This window comes from Pseudomonas sp. KUIN-1 (genome assembly GCF_009176725.1).
Classification (GTDB): Bacteria; Pseudomonadota; Gammaproteobacteria; order Pseudomonadales; family Pseudomonadaceae; genus Aquipseudomonas; species Aquipseudomonas fragariae.
Window position 1 is genome coordinate 1,327,274 of record NZ_AP020337.1, and the last position, 16,671, is coordinate 1,343,944.

At 58.8% G+C, this 16,671-nt stretch carries 15 protein-coding genes and 1 pseudogene; 7 read left to right on the forward strand and 9 right to left on the reverse strand.

What is annotated here, in order from left to right:
• Positions 1-92: 92 nt before the first annotated feature.
• The 3 genes from KUIN1_RS06375 to sodC all read left to right on the forward strand — a co-directional run bounded on the left by KUIN1_RS06375 (position 93) and on the right by sodC (position 2,236).
• Positions 93-401 carry an ArsR/SmtB family transcription factor gene (locus KUIN1_RS06375; RefSeq protein ID WP_152091888.1) on the forward strand — a complete coding sequence of 103 codons (309 nt, stop codon included), beginning with the start codon at positions 93-95 and terminating at the stop codon, positions 399-401.
• A 63-nt stretch (positions 402-464) separates the two neighbouring features.
• Positions 465-1,475, forward strand: a complete 1,011-nt coding sequence (locus KUIN1_RS06380) for a zinc-dependent alcohol dehydrogenase family protein (RefSeq protein WP_003365244.1) — start codon at positions 465-467, stop codon at positions 1,473-1,475.
• 242 nt (positions 1,476-1,717) lie between these two features.
• Positions 1,718-2,236 carry a superoxide dismutase family protein gene (sodC, locus tag KUIN1_RS06385; RefSeq protein ID WP_011266857.1) on the forward strand — a complete coding sequence of 173 codons (519 nt, stop codon included), beginning with the start codon at positions 1,718-1,720 and terminating at the stop codon, positions 2,234-2,236.
• Between the two features lie 113 nt (positions 2,237-2,349).
• Here the strand turns inward: sodC and KUIN1_RS06390 are convergent.
• A pseudogene (locus KUIN1_RS06390) lies at positions 2,350-2,559 on the reverse strand (DUF2945 domain-containing protein).
• 358 nt (positions 2,560-2,917) lie between these two features.
• On the opposite strand from KUIN1_RS06390, the gene KUIN1_RS06395 reads away from it, so the two are divergent.
• On the forward strand, positions 2,918-4,657 hold the full coding sequence (locus KUIN1_RS06395) for a dipeptidase (RefSeq protein WP_024651227.1): 1,740 nt from the start codon (positions 2,918-2,920) through the stop codon (positions 4,655-4,657).
• A gap of 86 nt (positions 4,658-4,743) precedes the next feature.
• Here the strand turns inward: KUIN1_RS06395 and KUIN1_RS06400 are convergent, their stop codons facing one another.
• The gene (locus tag KUIN1_RS06400) at positions 4,744-6,000 is read right to left on the reverse strand and encodes a sensor domain-containing diguanylate cyclase (protein WP_004406604.1); all 1,257 of its coding nucleotides are present in this window, start codon (positions 5,998-6,000) and stop codon (positions 4,744-4,746) included.
• A gap of 319 nt (positions 6,001-6,319) precedes the next feature.
• On the opposite strand from KUIN1_RS06400, the gene KUIN1_RS06405 reads away from it, so the two are divergent.
• Entirely contained in the window at positions 6,320-7,690 is a 1,371-nt protein-coding gene (locus KUIN1_RS06405; protein ID WP_004406603.1) for a GntT/GntP/DsdX family permease, read from the forward strand.
• Positions 7,691-7,741: 51 nt separating this feature from the next.
• Here KUIN1_RS06405 and KUIN1_RS06410 read toward each other — a convergent pair whose 3' ends face one another.
• Positions 7,742-9,988 carry a putative bifunctional diguanylate cyclase/phosphodiesterase gene (locus KUIN1_RS06410; RefSeq protein WP_011266860.1) on the reverse strand — a complete coding sequence of 749 codons (2,247 nt, stop codon included), beginning with the start codon at positions 9,986-9,988 and terminating at the stop codon, positions 7,742-7,744.
• Positions 9,989-10,540: 552 nt separating this feature from the next.
• On the opposite strand from KUIN1_RS06410, the gene KUIN1_RS06415 reads away from it, so the two are divergent.
• On the forward strand, positions 10,541-10,810 hold the full coding sequence (locus KUIN1_RS06415; RefSeq protein WP_004406599.1) for a hypothetical protein: 270 nt from the start codon (positions 10,541-10,543) through the stop codon (positions 10,808-10,810).
• Positions 10,797-11,543 carry a zeta toxin family protein gene (locus tag KUIN1_RS06420; protein ID WP_011266861.1) on the forward strand — a complete coding sequence of 249 codons (747 nt, stop codon included), beginning with the start codon at positions 10,797-10,799 and terminating at the stop codon, positions 11,541-11,543. Before KUIN1_RS06415 ends, KUIN1_RS06420 begins: the two co-directional genes overlap by 14 nt.
• Positions 11,544-11,650: 107 nt before the next feature.
• Here KUIN1_RS06420 and KUIN1_RS06425 read toward each other — a convergent pair whose 3' ends face one another.
• From KUIN1_RS06425 to KUIN1_RS06450, 6 genes are read right to left on the reverse strand one after another with little or no spacing between them, the layout of a single operon-like run.
• Positions 11,651-12,337 (reverse strand): GntR family transcriptional regulator, encoded by a 687-nt coding sequence (locus KUIN1_RS06425; protein WP_004406597.1) that lies wholly within the window; start codon positions 12,335-12,337, stop codon positions 11,651-11,653.
• Positions 12,334-12,729, reverse strand: coding sequence for an oxalurate catabolism protein HpxZ (gene hpxZ / locus KUIN1_RS06430; RefSeq protein WP_004406596.1), 396 nt, complete (start codon positions 12,727-12,729; stop codon positions 12,334-12,336). Before hpxZ ends, KUIN1_RS06425 begins: the two co-directional genes overlap by 4 nt.
• Positions 12,729-13,406 carry a cysteine hydrolase family protein gene (locus tag KUIN1_RS06435; protein WP_004406595.1) on the reverse strand — a complete coding sequence of 226 codons (678 nt, stop codon included), beginning with the start codon at positions 13,404-13,406 and terminating at the stop codon, positions 12,729-12,731. Before KUIN1_RS06435 ends, hpxZ begins: the two co-directional genes overlap by 1 nt.
• Positions 13,403-14,944, reverse strand: a complete 1,542-nt coding sequence (locus KUIN1_RS06440; RefSeq protein ID WP_162886029.1) for an ABC transporter ATP-binding protein — start codon at positions 14,942-14,944, stop codon at positions 13,403-13,405. The genes KUIN1_RS06435 and KUIN1_RS06440 overlap by 4 nt, the downstream gene beginning before the upstream one ends.
• Positions 14,941-15,627: a biuret amidohydrolase gene (biuH, locus tag KUIN1_RS06445; protein ID WP_116886521.1), complete on the reverse strand. Its 687-nt coding sequence runs from the start codon at positions 15,625-15,627 to the stop codon at positions 14,941-14,943. Before biuH ends, KUIN1_RS06440 begins: the two co-directional genes overlap by 4 nt.
• 4 nt (positions 15,628-15,631) lie before the next feature.
• A complete protein-coding gene (locus KUIN1_RS06450) occupies positions 15,632-16,648 on the reverse strand; it encodes a formamidase (protein ID WP_103714773.1) in 1,017 nt (338 codons plus the stop codon).
• Between the last annotated feature and the right edge of the window lie 23 nt (positions 16,649-16,671).

Sequence of the window (16,671 nt, forward strand, 5' to 3'; positions counted from 1 at the left end):
TTCATTTGTCAGGCCGATGTGAAGCTGTAATCAAAACATGCCGTTGACGGGGCAGCGTAAATCAGGGGTTGAACATTTCGTAAAAAAGCGTAATGTTGTCCTCCATGATTCTTGAGCAAATCAAAGCGGTCGGCAATGACACTCGCATGTTGATCATGGAGTGGCTGAAAAACCCGCAAGCCCATTTCCCTCCCCAGGACCACGGTGATCCGGCGATAGGCGTGTGCGTGTCGCACATTCAGGCCAAGGCCAACCTGTCGGCTTCTACCACGTCTGCGCATCTGGCCATCCTGCAACGTGCCGGGCTGGTTCAGGCCACGAGGATTGGCAAGTGGACCTATTTTCGCCGTGACGAGCAGGCCATCGACCGGTTTGCCGACAGGCTCAAGAAAGAACTCTAGGCTTTGAGCGTTATTTATACATTTCGTCATTTTGCGTAATGTTGAATTGATAGGAGATTGACCATGAGCAATACAACCATCTATGTGCAGGCTGGCGGCGGCTACGATCAGGTCAGCGTGGGCGAAAGCGAAGTGCTTGCACCGAAAGCCGGTGAGATCACTGTGCGTCTGCACGCCAACTCGCTCAACTATCACGACTTTGCGGTCGTCACCGGCATGTGGGCACCAACGGAAAAACGCATTCCCATGGCCGATGGTGCAGGCGTAGTCACCGCAGTAGGCGAGGGCGTCAGCGAGTTCGCGGTTGGCGACTCCGTGGTCAGCACGTTCTTCCCGGAATGGATCAGCGGCGAGCCGCTGGTTGAAGGTTTTGTCACGGTGCCGGGTGATGGCGTCGACGGTTATGCCCGTGAGCAGGTGACTGCCCGTGCTACCTCGTTCACCCTGGCGCCAAAGGGCTACAGCCATGCCGAAGCGTCCACGCTGACCACCGCTGGCCTGACCGCATGGCGTGCGCTGATGGTCGATGACGCGTTGAAAGCCGGCGATACCGTTCTGGTACAGGGCACTGGCGGTGTATCGATTTTCGCGCTGCAATTCGCCAAGATGGTCGGTGCGACCGTTATCGCGACGTCGTCGAGTGATGAAAAGCTGGAGCGTCTGCAAGCCATGGGCGCCGACCACCTGATCAACTACCGCAAGGACAGCAACTGGGGCGAGACTGCCCGCAAGCTGACCGGCGGCCGTGGTGTTGATCACATCATCGACGTGGGCGGTCCATCGACCCTGCAGCATTCCATGAATGCGGCACGGGTCGCTGGCCACATCTCGGTCATCGGCATTCTGAGCGGTGTTGCCGGTCAACTGGAGTTCGTCCCGGCGCTGGTCAAACAGCTGCGCATGCAGGGCGTGCTGGTCGGCAGTCGCACCCAGCAACAGGACATGATCCGTGCCATTGATGCCAACGGCATGCGTCCGGTCATGGACCGTTCCTTCCCGATGACCGACATCGTCGAAGCGTTCCGTTATCAGGAAACCAATCAGCATTTCGGCAAGATCTGCCTGGATATCTGATCCGCAACACTGTGCTGTTAACTGAGCACAGGTGAACAGCGCTGGCCTGCCGACCCTGGTGTCGGCAGGTCAGTCGTGAAGTCTTGCATTACTTTCCCGGCGATCCCCGCTCATTTCCTTGCATCAAGTTCGCAGGTCTGTGGTCACATCCTCTGTGGCATGAAAGACGTTCGCGCTGTGCAGCGTCAGCGCTGCCTGGCGCCACGTTCACTTCGATTATCAGATCAGGGACGCATTGAATTATGAAACCTCACCTTTTGCTGGGTCTGCTTGGCGTTTTCTCTTTCGGTGTTCAGGCTGCATCGCTGGACGTTCCGATCAATCTGGTCAGCGCTGACGGCGCCCCCAAACCTGTCGGCAGCGTTACGGTAAGCGAAACCCAATACGGCTTGCTGTTCACTCCGAATCTGAAAGAGCTGCCTGCGGGCATCCACGGTTTTCATGTGCATGAAAACGGCAGTTGCGAAGCGGGTACCAAGGACGGCAAGAAGGTCGCAGCCCTCGCGGCTGGTGGGCACTTCGACCCGGCCAAGACCGGCAAGCATCTGGGGCCTTACGCCGATGGCCACTTAGGCGATCTGCCTGCGCTGTACGTGGCTGCTGACGGCACCGCGAGTTATCCGGTGCTTGCCCCACGCCTGAAGAAGCTCTCGGAAATCAAAGGCCATGCGCTGATGGTTCACGCCGGCGGCGACAACCATTCCGACCACCCCGCACCCCTGGGCGGTGGTGGTGATCGTGCTGCCTGCGGCGTGATCTGATGCAGCGTGCCTGCATCCGTTTAGGGTGCAGGCGCGCCAATGGTTAAAGCTTTCTTTATCGCCTGAGTAAGTCGGGCGCTGCGCCGTGCTCCGTTTGTCTCGGCGCTGAGCAATCACGCGCGCTTGAGTGCACCCCCATGATGCATCGCCGAATGACCGGTCTTGTCGCTCTTCACTTCGTACTGCGGATCGTCCTTTGAAGCGGGCCGATGTTTGCCCATGAACTCCACGTCCTGCACATGTACTTTGGTGACTTTGCCATGCACCTAGCCTGCCTCGGAGTTCCAGTGTACGGCGTCGCCAACTTTGAATGCGGTGGTCATTCAGATGTCCTCGAGTGGGGAGCGACTGATCTGCAGCGTTCGCTCGGTACTGTTCGGAGTGTTCGGCGCGGCAAGAATTCACTGCGGTTGATCATGTGGTTGGCCTTTATCTTGCTCATGTATCTGCAGTCCGTTATCAAGGAAATGATTACATGAGGAAGTGGCTTACAGGCGCACAGATTACCAATGATCAAACCCGGGCTGTTATTGACGGCGTCCTGCAACACGGCCGCGCATTGTCCGAGGCGAAAGAGGAAAACAGGGATTCTCGCATCATTGCTCTTGGTGTAAGTTGAAAAGCTTGCTGATCAAACGATCAGAACATTCGCGCTTTGCTTGCCAAGGAATGCCTTCAATAATGAATCTGTCACTCAAAAAACTGGCTGCCTCCACCTTGATCCTGGCCAGTCTCTCGTCGTTCACCAGTCTGGCAAACGCCACTGTCACTGCACAACAGAGCGCCGTCATCCTCAAGACGTTCAGTGATACGTCGGTAAAGGATTTCAGGCAGTTTCTGAACAGTCTGGCCAACGCTGATGTGGTTAAAACTGCCGATTTTGGCCCGGCCATCAGTGCCTTTCTCGATAACAAACCACTTTCCGCAGCGCAACAAAACGATATTCATCGCCTGCTCGGACTGTATACCCGCATGAAGTACGGCAGCGCGGCGACTGAAACCCTGCGTGAGCTGGTGGCGATTCCCACGGTTCGTGTCGACGGCGTTGCCCAGCACGAAAACCCGGCGTTCATAAAGATTGCCGACAAGATCAAGAGCCTTGCCGAAGGCTTCGATCTGAAGTTTCGTAACGTCGATAACCGTGTGTATGAAGTGTCGCTCGACGGGGCCAGTGATGAAGTGGTGGGCATTCATGTGCATGCCGATGTTGTACCGGTCACGCTGGACAACTGGGTCTTGCCTGACGGCACTCGTCTGGACCCGTTCAAGGTGACGTTGATCGGTGATCGCATGTACGGGCGCGGTACCGAAGACGACAAGAACGGTATTGTGGTGGCGCTCTATGCCATGAAAGTCATCAAGGAAGAAAAACTGCCGCTGGCCAGAAACTTCAAGCTGCTGATCGATACCACGGAAGAAACCGCCGGCGACGCCATCCCTTACTATTTTGAGCGTAACCCGACGCCGGCCTACAACCTGGCGCTGGATGGCGGTTATCCCGTTGTGATCGCAGAAAAAGGTTACGGCACGGTCATGGCCAGCTTTGCCCGACGCCAGGCAGAAGGCGAGGGTGCCGAGATCGTTTCAATGACCGGGGGTATGGCCACCAATCAGATTCCATCGAAGTCGGTCGCCACTCTGCTGACCGACAAACCTGCCGAGCTTGCTGCCAGTCTGCAACAGGCCGGTGCCGAGTACGTGAAAAGCAATGGCGGTGACTTCGAGGTCGATGCCAGGGTCGACGGCAAGGACGTCAAACTGACCGTGACCGGCGTATCCGCACACTCATCGGCGCCCCAGTCCGGGGTCAATCCGGTCGCGAGGATGCTGGATTTCATCAACAGCCTGCAGGGCAAGGTGGCGCTCAAACATAACCAGATCACTGACGCTGCTCGCTATGCCGCCGACAACTGGGGGCTCGATTACCTGGGCAGCAAGTTGGGCGTCGGGTTCTCCGACGACTTCATGGGGCCTCTGACCGCATCACTGACGTACGTCGCAATGGATGAAAAGGCATTCAAGCTTGCGGTCAATCTGCGCGTGCCGAAGGGCAAGTCCCCACAGGTGCTCAAATCCGAAATCGCCGAAAAGCTGGCGGCCTGGAGTACGAAAACCGCGATCAAGCCAGCGTTCGACTATTCCATTGCCGAGCCGATGTACCGCAATCCCGAGGGTGAGTGGGTCAAGGCGCTGCTCGCTGTCGCCAGTGAAAATCTCGGTATGGAACACACCTTTGGCACGTCGGCTGGCGCGACGTCGGTCCATTCATTACCCAACGGTGTGCAGTTCGGTCTGGCGAGACCCGAAGTCAAATACACCGGTCATACGGATAACGAGTTCAAGACCACCGGGCAGTTCTTGCTGGATCTGCAGATCGTCACCGAGATGATGGGGCGTATCGGACAACTGCCAAAGCTCTGACACGATTTCCGGGCCTGTTGCAATGACAGGCCCGGGTTCAATGCGCAGGCAAACGAGGCGGGCAACGAGTAAAACCAAGTCTTGGTCTAAGCGCATTCCACCCGGTTGCGGCCCAGGCGCTTGGCCTGATAAAGCGCCTTGTCTGCACGCTGAATGAGGCTGGCAGCCGTTTCCCCGGCGCTGAGCTCTGCAACGCCCAGAGAAATGGTCACCGACCCGGTTTCCGGAATCACCAGGCTTTCGACGCTGTTGCGAATGCGTTCCGCGAGTTCGGCAGCCTGTTTCAACGAGCTGTCGGGCACCAGGATCAGAAACTCTTCTCCTCCCCATCGAGCGGCGACATCCAAGAGGCGGATACGCTGTTTGAGGATGGCCGCAACGCTGGTGATTACGCTGTCCCCGGCAGGATGGCCGTACCGGTCATTGACCGCCTTGAAATGATCGATATCGCAGATGATCAGGCTGAACGGCTTGCCCGACATGCTCACCGCAGGTATTTGCCGCTCAAGCGTATGCTCGGCCGAGCGACGATTATCCAGCCCGGTCAGCGGATCGCTGTGCGCAATCTCCAGCAACTTTTGTTCACGGCCCAGGCGTGTGGTCACATCCTGGCTGATGCTGACGTAATGGGTGATTGCGCCCTCCAGATTACACAGTGGAGAAATGCTGTGTTCCGCATAGAACAGCGAGCCATCCTTGCGCTTGTTGATGAAGGTCGTGCGAAGCGGGGCGCCACTCTTCAGCGCTTCCTTGAATTGCGCATAGAACGCCTCATCGTGTTTTCCAGAGCTCAGCATTCGCGGGTTTTCGCCGAGGATTTCGCTGCTGCTGTAGCCAGTGATCTGCTGAAAGGCCTCATTGGCAAACACGATGGTGGAATTGCAGTCGGTGATGATAATCGGATCAAGCGCAGCGTTCAGCGCCTGCGCCAGCAGGTGTTGCTCACGCTCGGCGCGGATGCGCGGGCTGATGTTCTGCTGCACAGAGACAAAGTTGCATACCGTACCGGCATCGTCGCGCACGGGAGAAATTTTCCACTCGACGATGTAAGGACTTCCGTCCGCGCGGTAATTGACCGTCGACCCTTCGAAAAAAAGACTTTCGCTCAGGCATTCGCGCATCCGCTCGATCACTTGGGGATCGGTGTCCGGGCCTTGCAGGATCCGTGGCGAGGCTCCGATCAATGCCTCGGCCGTGTAGCCGGTCATGGCGCAGAATGCCGGATTGACGTACACAATGAAGGGGCCGCCATTGGCCAGATTGGCGTCGGTGATCAATACGGCATTGAATGACTGTTCAACAACTGCTTCAAGCAAGGCAAGACGCTGGCTGGATGAGGTCATCTGATTTCCTGTCGAGTGATCCGTTAATTGATCGCGGCTCTGATCAGATAATGTGTGACGCAATGCCGGTTGGACGATGGATGCCGTGGGTTGGACCGCAGGCACTGAGCACTGGTTGCACAGGCACTATACCTCCATGAATAAACGGGTGCATAACGCCCCCATGCAGCGCCCAAGTATCTGACCGGTTTGGCAAATATTAACTGCGACGCGATGTCGCATTCCGGTATCGTTCGGTCAATTGAAACTAATTGTTTCTGATTCTTTCGAGGAGTGCGCTGAAAAGCACCCTGAAAAAACGAACGCCAGGAGGTCCGCGTTGGATTTGTCGTCTGCTGCCTGGGTGTTTCACGACACCCGCCTGATTATCTGCTGCCTGATTGCCATCGCCACGATCATCGTGCTGATCAGCGCCACCAGGTTGCCCCCCTTTCTCTCCATTCTCGTCGGCACGTTCATCGCCGGCATCGGCGCAGGTTTGCCAGCCGAGGCTGTCGCAAAGGCCTTCAGCAAAGGCGCGGGCAGCATTCTCGGCGAGGCCGGAATCATCATCGCGCTGGGGGCAATGCTTGGCGCGCTGATGGCCGAGTCGGGGGCTGCGGATCGCATCGCTTCCACTTTGCTCAGGCTGGGCAAGGGCCGCACGTTGCCGTGGATAATGGCGCTGGTGGCGATGGTCATCGGCTTGCCGCTGTTCTTTGAGGTTGGTCTGGTGCTAATGGTGCCGATCATCTTCGTCATGGCGCGTCAGTCCGGTCAGCCGCTGCTGAAAATCGCGATTCCGGCACTGGCGGGCATGACCACCTTGCATGCCCTGATGCCCCCGCATCCCGGCCCGTTGATTGCGGTCAGCGCGTTGCATGCCGATCTGGGGCTGACCATGCTGCTGGGGCTGTGCATTGCCGTGCCGGCAGTGATTCTCGCCGGCCCGCTGTACGGCAACTGGCTGTCCGGGCGCATGCACGTTGAAGAGCCCGCCGAGCTGGGTGAGTTGTTCAGTGCCAAGCCTGAAACCAGCCGGCAGCCTGGGTTTGGCATCTCGCTGCTGATCATCCTTTTACCGGTGATCCTCATGCTCGGCAGCACCTTTGCCAAGATAGCGCTGGAACCTGAAAGCAACATCGCGCTGACCTTGAAGTTTCTAGGCGAGCCCCTGGTGGCGCTAGGCATCGCGGTGCTGGCGGCAACGGTTTGCCTGGGCTGGGCCAACGGGCTTTCCCGTGAGCACGTCGGCGGTACATTGCGCAAAAGCCTCGCGCCCATCGCTGTGCTGTTGCTGACCATCGGCGCGGGTGGTGGTCTGAAGCAGACGCTGCTGGATGCCGGTGTCAGCCAGACCATCAGCAAGGTGGCAGAAGGTGCGCACATGCCTTATCTGCTGCTCGCCTGGCTGATTGCCGTGGCACTGCGTCAGGCCACCGGGTCTGCGACCGTGGCGACCACGACGACGGCGGGTATCCTTGCGCCGATGATGGCCGGGCTGGCGCCGGTGCAGGCATCGCTGGTGGCGCTGGTGATCGGTGCCGGCTCGGTGTTCTTCTGCCACGTCAACGATGCAGGCTTCTGGATGGTCCGCGAATACTTCGGCCTGCAACTCAAGCAAACCATCTGGGTCTGGTCGGTGTTGCAGACCATCGTGTCGGTGGTCGGGCTGGTCGGGACATTGCTGTTGTGGCACTGGCTGACGTGAAATGCTGCGGAATGGCCGGGAGTCAGTCCGGCCCATCAACGTCGGCGTAAATCAGGCAGTGCATTCGGCTGCGGACTTGATGATATGCAGCAATGCCTCTGAGCGCATCGGCCTGTTCAGCAGATAACCCTGAAAGTAAGGGCAGCCCATTTTGCGCAGCAGGTTGTATTGTTCTGCTGTCTCCACACCTTCCGCCGTGATATCCAGGTTCAGCGCTCGTCCCAGCGACAGGATGCTGCTGACAATGGCTTCGCTGCGCTCATACGTCATCATTCGGGACACGAAGGACCGATCGATCTTCACGGCATCGATCGGGTAACGGTCGATGTAGCCGAGCGAGCTGTAACCCGTGCCGAAGTCATCCAGCGCCACTCTCACGCCAAGCTGCCTGATCTGCCGGAGAATCTCCGCGATCGCGTCAGGCTGATAGAGAAACACCGACTCGGTGACCTCGATCTGCAGTTGTGTAGCAGGCAGGCCGGTGGAGGCAATGATCCGTGTTACCCGATCGACGAATCCGGGATGGCTCAACTCTTTTCCGGACACGTTGACATTGAGCCTGAGGTCCAGATGAGAGAACTCCTTGCGCCAGGCCTGCACTTCGCTGCAGGCTTTGTGCATTACCCAGGCACCCAGCTCATGAATAATCCCCAGGTCTTCGGCAATCGGGATGAACGCATCGGGAGAAATGATGCCCATGGTGGCATGGTTCCATCTGACCAGGGCTTCGACCCCGACCAGGTGTTCACAGTTGCCGCTGTAGATCGGCTGATAAAAGACCAGGAAATCCTTGTCTTCCAGTGCCTGGCGCAACGCGTTCTGAATCATCAGCGTGTCGATCGCCGCCTCGCGCATTGAGGTGTTGAAGATGCTCCAGCGTCCTCGGCCCTGTTTTTTCGCGGAGTACATGGCCACATCGGCGTCACGCAGCAACTCTTCGGGCTTGGTATGACTTTCGCCTGCGCTGACGATGCCGATGCTGCAGGAGATGAAAATGTCCTGGCCTTCGATCTGGATTGCCGTGTTCAACTGGCTCACGATGCGTTCAGCCATTTTTACGGCAGTCTCCGGCTGATCCTTGCCCATCAGCAGGATCGCAAATTCGTCGCCGCCGATTCGCGCCAACACATCATTCGAGCGAACGCAGGTCTGCAATCGGTTCGCGACCCCCTTGAGCAACTGGTCACCGGCCAGGTGCCCCATGCTGTCGTTGACCACCTTGAAACCGTCCAGGTCCAGAAAGAGTACCGTTGCCCGTTCGTAACGAGACTTACGGGTTTCAAATGCCGTGGTCAATTCGTTCATCAGGTAAGCGCGGTTGAACAGTGAGGTCAGCTCATCGTGAAAAGCGATATAGGTCAGCTCTTCGGACATGCGCTCGCGTTCCTCCAGCCGGCTCTGTAACGCAAGCTTTTCCTCCCACTCCAGACGAGCTCGCTGAGCCAGTTGCTGAGATTCCTTGCGCTCGGTGATATCGCGCTGCACGGATACCCAATGGGTGAACCAGCCTTTTTCGTTGGCCACCGGCACAATGCTCAACTCGACCCAGAACTGGCTGCCATCCTTGCGGGTGTTGAGCAATTCGACTTCAACCGGTCGCCAGTGACTGAGAGCCTCGCGAATAATGTCCAGCGTTGCCCGACTGGTGTCCTCACACTGCAGGATCCGGGGCGTGCGGCCTATGACTTCCTCTTCCGTGAAGCCGGTAATTGCCAGAAACGCAGGGTTGCAATAGACGATACGCGGGCCGGGCAGATCGATGGGTTCCGCTTCGGTGATAAGAATCGCGTCATTGGCGTTGATGACCACCGATTCAAGCAAGCGCAGGCGTTCGAACGAGGTGACCAGCGGATTGTTGGCCTCGGGATCACGTCCCGGTTGCAGGTAGGTACGAATATGAACCGCCTGGGCCTGCAGCGCATAGCGTTGCGCAGCGCTCAGCACCATTGCGCCATCGCTGTTGCTCAACAGCATCGCGCCCAGCAACTCATGCCTGAAGCCACGGATAGCAACGTAGATCAGGGTAGTCCCCGGGCTGTTGGTCTGGATCGCATTCGCCGGACTGTCCTGACCGACCAGCACCACGTCGCCATACGACGAGACCATCCTCAACCATGCCTCATCCGCTTTGAGCAGGCTTTGGCCGCAGCTGACCAACTGTTCCCAGCCTGTAGCGCTGGATACCATCAGCAAAGCGGCGGTGCACGAGGCGGAGTGAGCAGCGGCCTGCAATACCTTGGCAACATCTTCAACATTCGTCGGTATGACGTGGTCGTGCTCATAGCCCTGTGGGTTCATCGATCGCTATTCCTGAATGGCTTGCATGTGTGGCCCGGATCATGTTCGGCAGCGCATAAGCCGTGGACCCGTTCCGTGGACCTCTTCCAGCTGCGCGGAGAGATGGTCTGATGGGTTCAGCTGATTTTTCAGCCAGGACCACGTACAGACTTGATATTGCTAAGAGACGTTTAGTCGAGGCGACGACTGACCCATTGCATAACGAGCCAGACTGTCAGTCACCGGCCGAATAAACAGTGGAGGTTCATGTATTAATACAGCAAATACAGGCTGATGCCTAAGTGCTATTACGCGCTAATGCTTACGACAGGGCAGGTTTCAAAAGGTTGCATGGGAGGCTGGATGTCCGGATGGGCTGATTGATGCGCCTCAATTCAGTGGGCTCTTGCTTGCGGTTTTGTCTAAGTACTTTCGCCCACATCATGATCCGTCAGACCGTGGCGCTTCTCATGATTGGTAACACTGACGAGTATCGGTTGGTGTCGAAAAAAGCGTTTTCGGTCTATGATCTGGCCATTGAGGTTACGCTGAACATGCTGACGAGGAGGATTAATGCCTAGATCTTCAGAAGATGTACTGTCCGAAGAAGCTATTCAGGAGCTGGAAGCTCAGATTCCGGCCAAAGCGTCCCTTGCCACCAGAATGGCCTATGAGAAGGCAAAATCCTCCGGGCAGACAGTGTTGCTGTCCAAAGGAGGATTTATCGTCGCCGAATGTGCGGACGGCACTGAAGAAGTCGTTTGTGCCTCCACGCCGAGACGCAAGGTAGCGACCGGCTCCTTCAGGATCGGCCCAAGGTCCGCTACCAGTGCCCGTACCTAGGCTACGCGTATTTGCCGGCCCTAACGGTTCAGGCAAGAGCACCATCAAGCGCATACTTGATCCTGACCTGATTTACATTTACGTCAATGCCGACGACCTTGAGCGTGAGGCGGGCGATAATGGGTTTATAGATCTTTCCCCTTTTTCGATTGAAGATGATCAGCAAGCTTTCCGGGCGTTTTTCTCCTCGCACCCCCTCATTGAAAGAGAACGGTTGGCTTGTCAGGCTGAGCATTTCTTCATCACCGCCCAATCGCTATTGATTGAAGGCATCACATTCACTTCTTACCACGCCTCGGTCGTTGCTGATTTCATCAGGCATCAATTGCTTGTTCAGTCCGCCAGCTTCACGTTTGAGACAGTCATGTCGGACCGTTCCAAAGTGGAGTTCATCAAAAAAGCCAAGGCGATGGGATACCGGACTTATTTATATTTCGTTGCCACTGAAAACCCGAGTATCAATATCAACCGGATCGCGATTCGTGTTGGCGAGGGCGGGCACAATGTCACCCCTGAGAAAGTGCATGCCCGTTATCACAGATGCCTGGCGTTACTGCCGGAGGCTATCCAGGCAACGAGTCGAGCATACTTGTTTGATAACTCTGGAGATACTGCAGAACTCGAAGCAGAAATCACAGACGCTTCGATTGTCGAATACAAAATTGACGAAGTCCCGGAGTGGTGCAAAGTGGCCATTGAAGGGCTTGAACGGCTTATCGATCCGGAACCTTAGAAGTGCGCTTTATCGCAGTACAAACTCTTGACTGCCCACCGCAGGGCGCACAGGCGCTCACGTATCAGACCTGCCCCCCAGAAGTTTTGATTTGAAGCGTAGAAACCTCACGCCTCATACCGCCGCCGCGCATCACTGAGCATGGAGATCGTCAGTTTGCGTACTTCCAGTTTGCTGATCTCTACATGGGAACGCAGCAGCAATAAGGCTTCGTCACGTTTGCGCGCCTGAAGGGCATTGAGGATCGCGGCGTGTTCGAGGTAGGTATGTTCGATACGCGCGCTTTTGAAGAAGTCCAGGCGGCGCACAATACGGATGCGCTCGGTCACTTCCTGATGGATGCGGGCCATTTCCAGGTTGCCTGAAGCGGCCACCAGTTGGGTGTGGAACTGTTCATCGAGGTCGGCGACCACTTGCATATCTATCTGCCAGCAATCGCGATCGATCAACCAGTGCTGGCGCAGAATAGTGAGTTCCGGATGCACTTCGGCGCAGGCACAGATGCGCTCGACCGCCGCGCACTCCAGCACGATGCGCAGATCGTAGAGCTGGTCGATCTGGTTGAAATCCAGAGGCTTGACTGACCAGCCACGCCGGAACTCGACGTCCAGGTAGCCTTCGCGTTGCAGGCGGTAGAGTGCGTCACGCACCGGCGTTCGCGAGACCTGATAACGGTCGGCCAGTTGGGTTTCGGTGAAGCGGTCGTAGGGCAGCAGGTAGAAGTCGAAAATCTCCTGCTTGAGCCGCCGATAGACGTCTTCAGCCAGCGCGTTGGTGGTGTTCGGGGAATTCAAGGGCGTGGCTCCAGGCTGCTCAGGTCAATGCTGACATGTGCGGCAACGACTTTCCAGCCGCCATCCAGCCGCGCCCAGGTCTGCATCTGCCGGCCAAGGCGCTGGGTGACGCCATCATGAAACTCGGTACTGACCGTGGCGAAGTCTTCACCGAAGGTGCTCACAACGGTGCGCAGCAGCGTGCGGCCCGGTCCCACCGGCTGACACTGGCGTCGATAGCGCGCAATCGTCTCGGCGCCATGCAGGTTCTCGGCGACGCCGTAGCGGACGGTCTGTTCGGAATTCCAGAAATACGCATCCAGCGTGCTCAGTTCATTGGCCAGCAGGGCGCGTTCGTAGTCGTGAAAGGCGTGGGTCACTTCAGCGACCACGTGGGGGAGGTTGATGTCCATCAGTGTGTGCTCCTTGTCTGCAGCGCCTGCTCCAGGTCCGTCAACGAGGCAACCCGGCCGACGATCCCGCCTTGTGCGGTGATCATCTCCAGCGTGGCCTTTTTGAACGCAGGGAAGTAGCTTTCGGTCGCGTCCTCGATCAGCAGGCAGCGATAACCCCGGTCATTGGCTTCGCGCATGCTGGTCTGCACGCAGACTTCGGTGGTGACGCCGGCAAAGATCAAATGGGTGATCCCGGCTTGGCTCAGCCGCTGCTGCAGGTCGGTGGCGAAGAACATGCCTTTGCCGGGTTTGTCGATGACCCACTCGTCAGCGAGTGGTGCCAGGGCGTCGATAATCTGATTGCCGGGTTCGCCGCGAATCAGGATGCGCCCCATGGGGCCGGGATCGCCGATGCGCAGGCCCGGCGAGCCATGGTCACGTTTGGCTTGCGGGCAGTCGGCAAGGTCCGGGCGGTGTGATTCGCGGGTATGGATCACCGTCATGCCTTCATCGCGCGCCAGCGTCAGCAGGCGTTGCACGGACGGTACGATGGCCTGCAACGGTGCGACGTCGTTGCCCAGTGCGGCACCAAAGCCGCCGGGTTCGAGGAAATCGCGCTGCATGTCGATGATCACCACAGCGGTACGGGACGTGTCGAAGGCGAAGCGGTCAGGGCGCGCATTGACCTTGTTCATGCCGATTGCCCCGCGAGATGCTCGGCCCCGGCCATGTGTCGGCCCAGCTCGGTACGGTCGGCGTCCGCTGCACGGGTTTCAAACACCAGTTCGCCGTCGTGAATGACCACGATACGGTCTGCCAGGCTCAGCAGCTCGTCGAGGTCTTCACTGAGCAGCAGGACCGCTGTGCCGCTGTTGCGAGCGTCGATCAGGCGCTGGTGAATGAGCGCGACACTGGCGAAGTCCAGACCGAATACCGGGTTGGCGACGATCAGCACCGCGACGTCGTGGGTCAGTTCACGGGCCAGTACAGCGCGCTGCACGTTACCCCCGGACAAGGTGCCGATCGGCCGGTCAGGGTCGTTGGGCGACACCTGGAACTGCTCAATCAGGCTGCGTGCCTGCACACCTGCTGCGCGACGATCCAGACGCCAGCCCTGGCGGCAGAGAGGCGGCTGGTCGAAATTGCGCAGGGCCAGGTTGTCAGCCACGCTGAACGTGCCGATGCAGGCGTTGCGCAGGGGCTCTTCAGGCAGGCTGAACACGCGCAGGCGCTGCATCTGTTCACGCCGTGCGTGGTAAGGCTGACCGTCGACCGCTATCTGCCCGGCGCTGAAGGCGCGCTGGCCGAGCAGCGCTTCGGTGAGTTCACGCTGACCGTTGCCGGAGATGCCTGCAACCCCGACGATTTCACCCGGGTGAACGGCCAGAGACAGGTTTTTCACCGCCAGCGTGCCTTTGTCGCCAGGCACATCCAGGCCTGTCACCTGCAACTGCGGCGGGCGGGCCGCCATCACCGGGCGCTCGCTGCTCACCCCGCGTACCTGTGCGTCGCCCATCATCCACGCCGCCATCTGTTGCGTGGTGGTGTCAGCCACTGCCGCGCTGCCCACCCAGCGACCCTTGCGCAACACAGTGACGTCATCGGCGTAGGTGCTGACTTCGCGAAACTTGTGGGTGATCATCAGGACGGTCAGTTCGCCACGATGCGCCATCGCCTGCATCAGCCCCAGCACCTCGTCGGCTTCCTGCGGCGTGAGCACCGAAGTCGGTTCGTCGAGAATCACCAGCCGGCGCTCCAGATACAGCTGCTTGAGGATTTCCAGTTTCTGCTTTTCGCCGGCCGCCAGGCTGCTGACCGGACGATGGATGTCCAGACGAAAAGGCATTTTTGCCATGAACGCTTCCAGGCGCTGGTGCTCGCTGGCCCAGTCGATACGCCACGGCAGATCGCCGCGCGACAGCACCAGGTTTTCCGCCACGCTCAGGCCCGGCGCGACGGTGAAGTGCTGATACACCATGCCGATCTGCAACTGATGAGAGTCGCGCGGGGTGCGAATTTCGTGTTCGCGGTTGTTGATCAGAATGCTGCCCGACTGCAGCGGGCTGTAGCCGATGATGCCTTTGACCAGCGTACTCTTGCCGGCGCCGTTCTCGCCGAGCAGGGCATGGACGGTGCCGGCGCGGACCTTGAAGGACACCTCGTCGAGCGCGCAAAAACTGCCGAAGTATTTGCTCGCACCAATCGTCTCAAGGCTCGGGGCGCGCATGTTCATGCTCCCAGCAGGTCGCGAAGCATCGAGGAATGGCCGACCGCACCGAACACGCCACCCTGCATTTTGACCATGCTCAGGGCCGCCGCATGGTTGTCAGGGTCGGTCGCCCCGCAGCAGTCTTCCAGCAGCAGGCACTCGAAGCCACGGTCATTGGCTTCGCGCAGGGTGGTGTGCACGCAGACGTCGGTGGTGATGCCGGTCAGGATCAGATTGTCGATGCCGCGAGTGCGCAGAATCAGTTCCAGATCGGTGGCGCAGAAGGAGCCTTTGCCGGGCTTGTCGAGCACGATTTCGCCGGGCAGCGGTGCCAACTCGCCAATGATTTCCCAGCCCGGCTCGCCACGCACCAGAATCTTGCCGCACGGACCGGGGTCGCCGATTCCCGCGCCGATGCGCTGCGAGCGCCAGCGTTTGTTGGCGGGCAAGTCACTGAGGTCCGGGCGATGACCTTCGCGGGTATGGATGATGGTGAAGCCCAGCGGGCGCATTGTGGCGAGCAGCGCCTTGATCGGCTCGATGGGCGCACGGGTCAGCGCCAGATCGTAACCCATGCTGTCCACGTAGCCGCCGACGCCGCAGAAGTCGGTCTGCATGTCGATCACGATCAAGGCCGTGTTGTGCGCATGCAATTGCCCGTTCCAGGGCCAGGGGTAGGGCGCCGATGCAATATGACGTTCGCTCATGGCGTTACTCCTTCCAGCTGCCGGGGGTGGGTTTGAAGTCGCGCTCGGGGGCCGCAAAACCGCACGAGCTGCCATCGGTATGCACGACATCGTCTTCCCACGGCAGACGGTACTGACCTGCGCTCAGATCGTGCATGTAGGTGTAAGGGCAGTCGCGTGCGCCGCCCTTGACCGCCACATAGCCGCGATGCCCGAATTGATAGATGTTGTTTTCCACGCCCCAGTGCACACGGGCTTCGCGGACCAGGTCGGGGCGCAGTTCGCAGCAGACGATTTCGTCGGCCCGGCCGCCCCCTTCGGCCATGATCGTGCCGTCGAAGTCGACAAACATCGCCTCGCCCATGGAGTCGAACGTGCCGTCGGAGCCGCACATGCAGACGCTTGCGGTCTGCATCAGGTTGGTGAAGGCGTTGCTCTGATTGGTGATTTTCCACGAGTGGCGGATCGGTGCGGTGTAACCCGCGGTGCGCAGCATGATGTCGGCGCCCTTGTAGGCGCACTCGCGGGCCATTTCCGGGAACATGCCGTCATGGCAGATGATCAGCGCCAGCTTGCTGCCGCGCGGTCCGTCGCAGACCGGAATACCCAGATCGCCCGGCTCCCACGGTTCGACCGGCACCCACGGGTGCAGCTTGCGGTAGTACAGGCGGATCTCTCCAAGGTCATCGACGATCAGGCCACTGTTGAACGGGTTGCCGTGCGGGTTGGCTTCCATGATCGAGAAGCAGCCCCATATCCGGTGCGTCTTGCACGCCTCGCGCAGTGCCATGACTTCCGGGCCGTCGAGGCTGCACATGATCTCCGGCGCCGTGCTCATCGACAGGCCGTGCAGCGAGTATTCGGGGAATACGATCAGATCCATGCCCGGATTGCTGCGCCGAGCCTTGGCAACCATGCCGACCACTTTCTGCGTCTGCATCCACAACGCCTCGCGCGTATGCGGATCGGGCAGCGCCAGTTGCGCCAGGCCGATCACCACGCCATTGGGCGACTTGTTCAAACCACCAAGACCACTGGCCATGCAATGTCTCCTCGAAAAAAGAT

Coding starts and splice junctions, on each gene's coding strand:
- KUIN1_RS06415 (WP_004406599.1), top strand. CDS start 10,541: ATGCCTAGATCTTCAGAAGATGTACTGTCCGAAGAAGCTATTCAGGAG.
- biuH (WP_116886521.1), bottom strand. CDS start 15,627: ATGAGCGAACGTCATATTGCATCGGCGCCCTACCCCTGGCCCTGGAAC.
- KUIN1_RS06450 (WP_103714773.1), bottom strand. CDS start 16,648: ATGGCCAGTGGTCTTGGTGGTTTGAACAAGTCGCCCAATGGCGTGGTG.
- KUIN1_RS06395 (WP_024651227.1), top strand. CDS start 2,918: ATGAATCTGTCACTCAAAAAACTGGCTGCCTCCACCTTGATCCTGGCC.
- hpxZ (WP_004406596.1), bottom strand. CDS start 12,729: ATGGACATCAACCTCCCCCACGTGGTCGCTGAAGTGACCCACGCCTTT.
- KUIN1_RS06375 (WP_152091888.1), top strand. CDS start 93: ATGTTGTCCTCCATGATTCTTGAGCAAATCAAAGCGGTCGGCAATGAC.
- KUIN1_RS06410 (WP_011266860.1), bottom strand. CDS start 9,988: ATGAACCCACAGGGCTATGAGCACGACCACGTCATACCGACGAATGTT.
- KUIN1_RS06440 (WP_162886029.1), bottom strand. CDS start 14,944: ATGAACATGCGCGCCCCGAGCCTTGAGACGATTGGTGCGAGCAAATAC.
- KUIN1_RS06400 (WP_004406604.1), bottom strand. CDS start 6,000: ATGACCTCATCCAGCCAGCGTCTTGCCTTGCTTGAAGCAGTTGTTGAA.
- KUIN1_RS06435 (WP_004406595.1), bottom strand. CDS start 13,406: ATGAACAAGGTCAATGCGCGCCCTGACCGCTTCGCCTTCGACACGTCC.
- sodC (WP_011266857.1), top strand. CDS start 1,718: ATGAAACCTCACCTTTTGCTGGGTCTGCTTGGCGTTTTCTCTTTCGGT.
- KUIN1_RS06380 (WP_003365244.1), top strand. CDS start 465: ATGAGCAATACAACCATCTATGTGCAGGCTGGCGGCGGCTACGATCAG.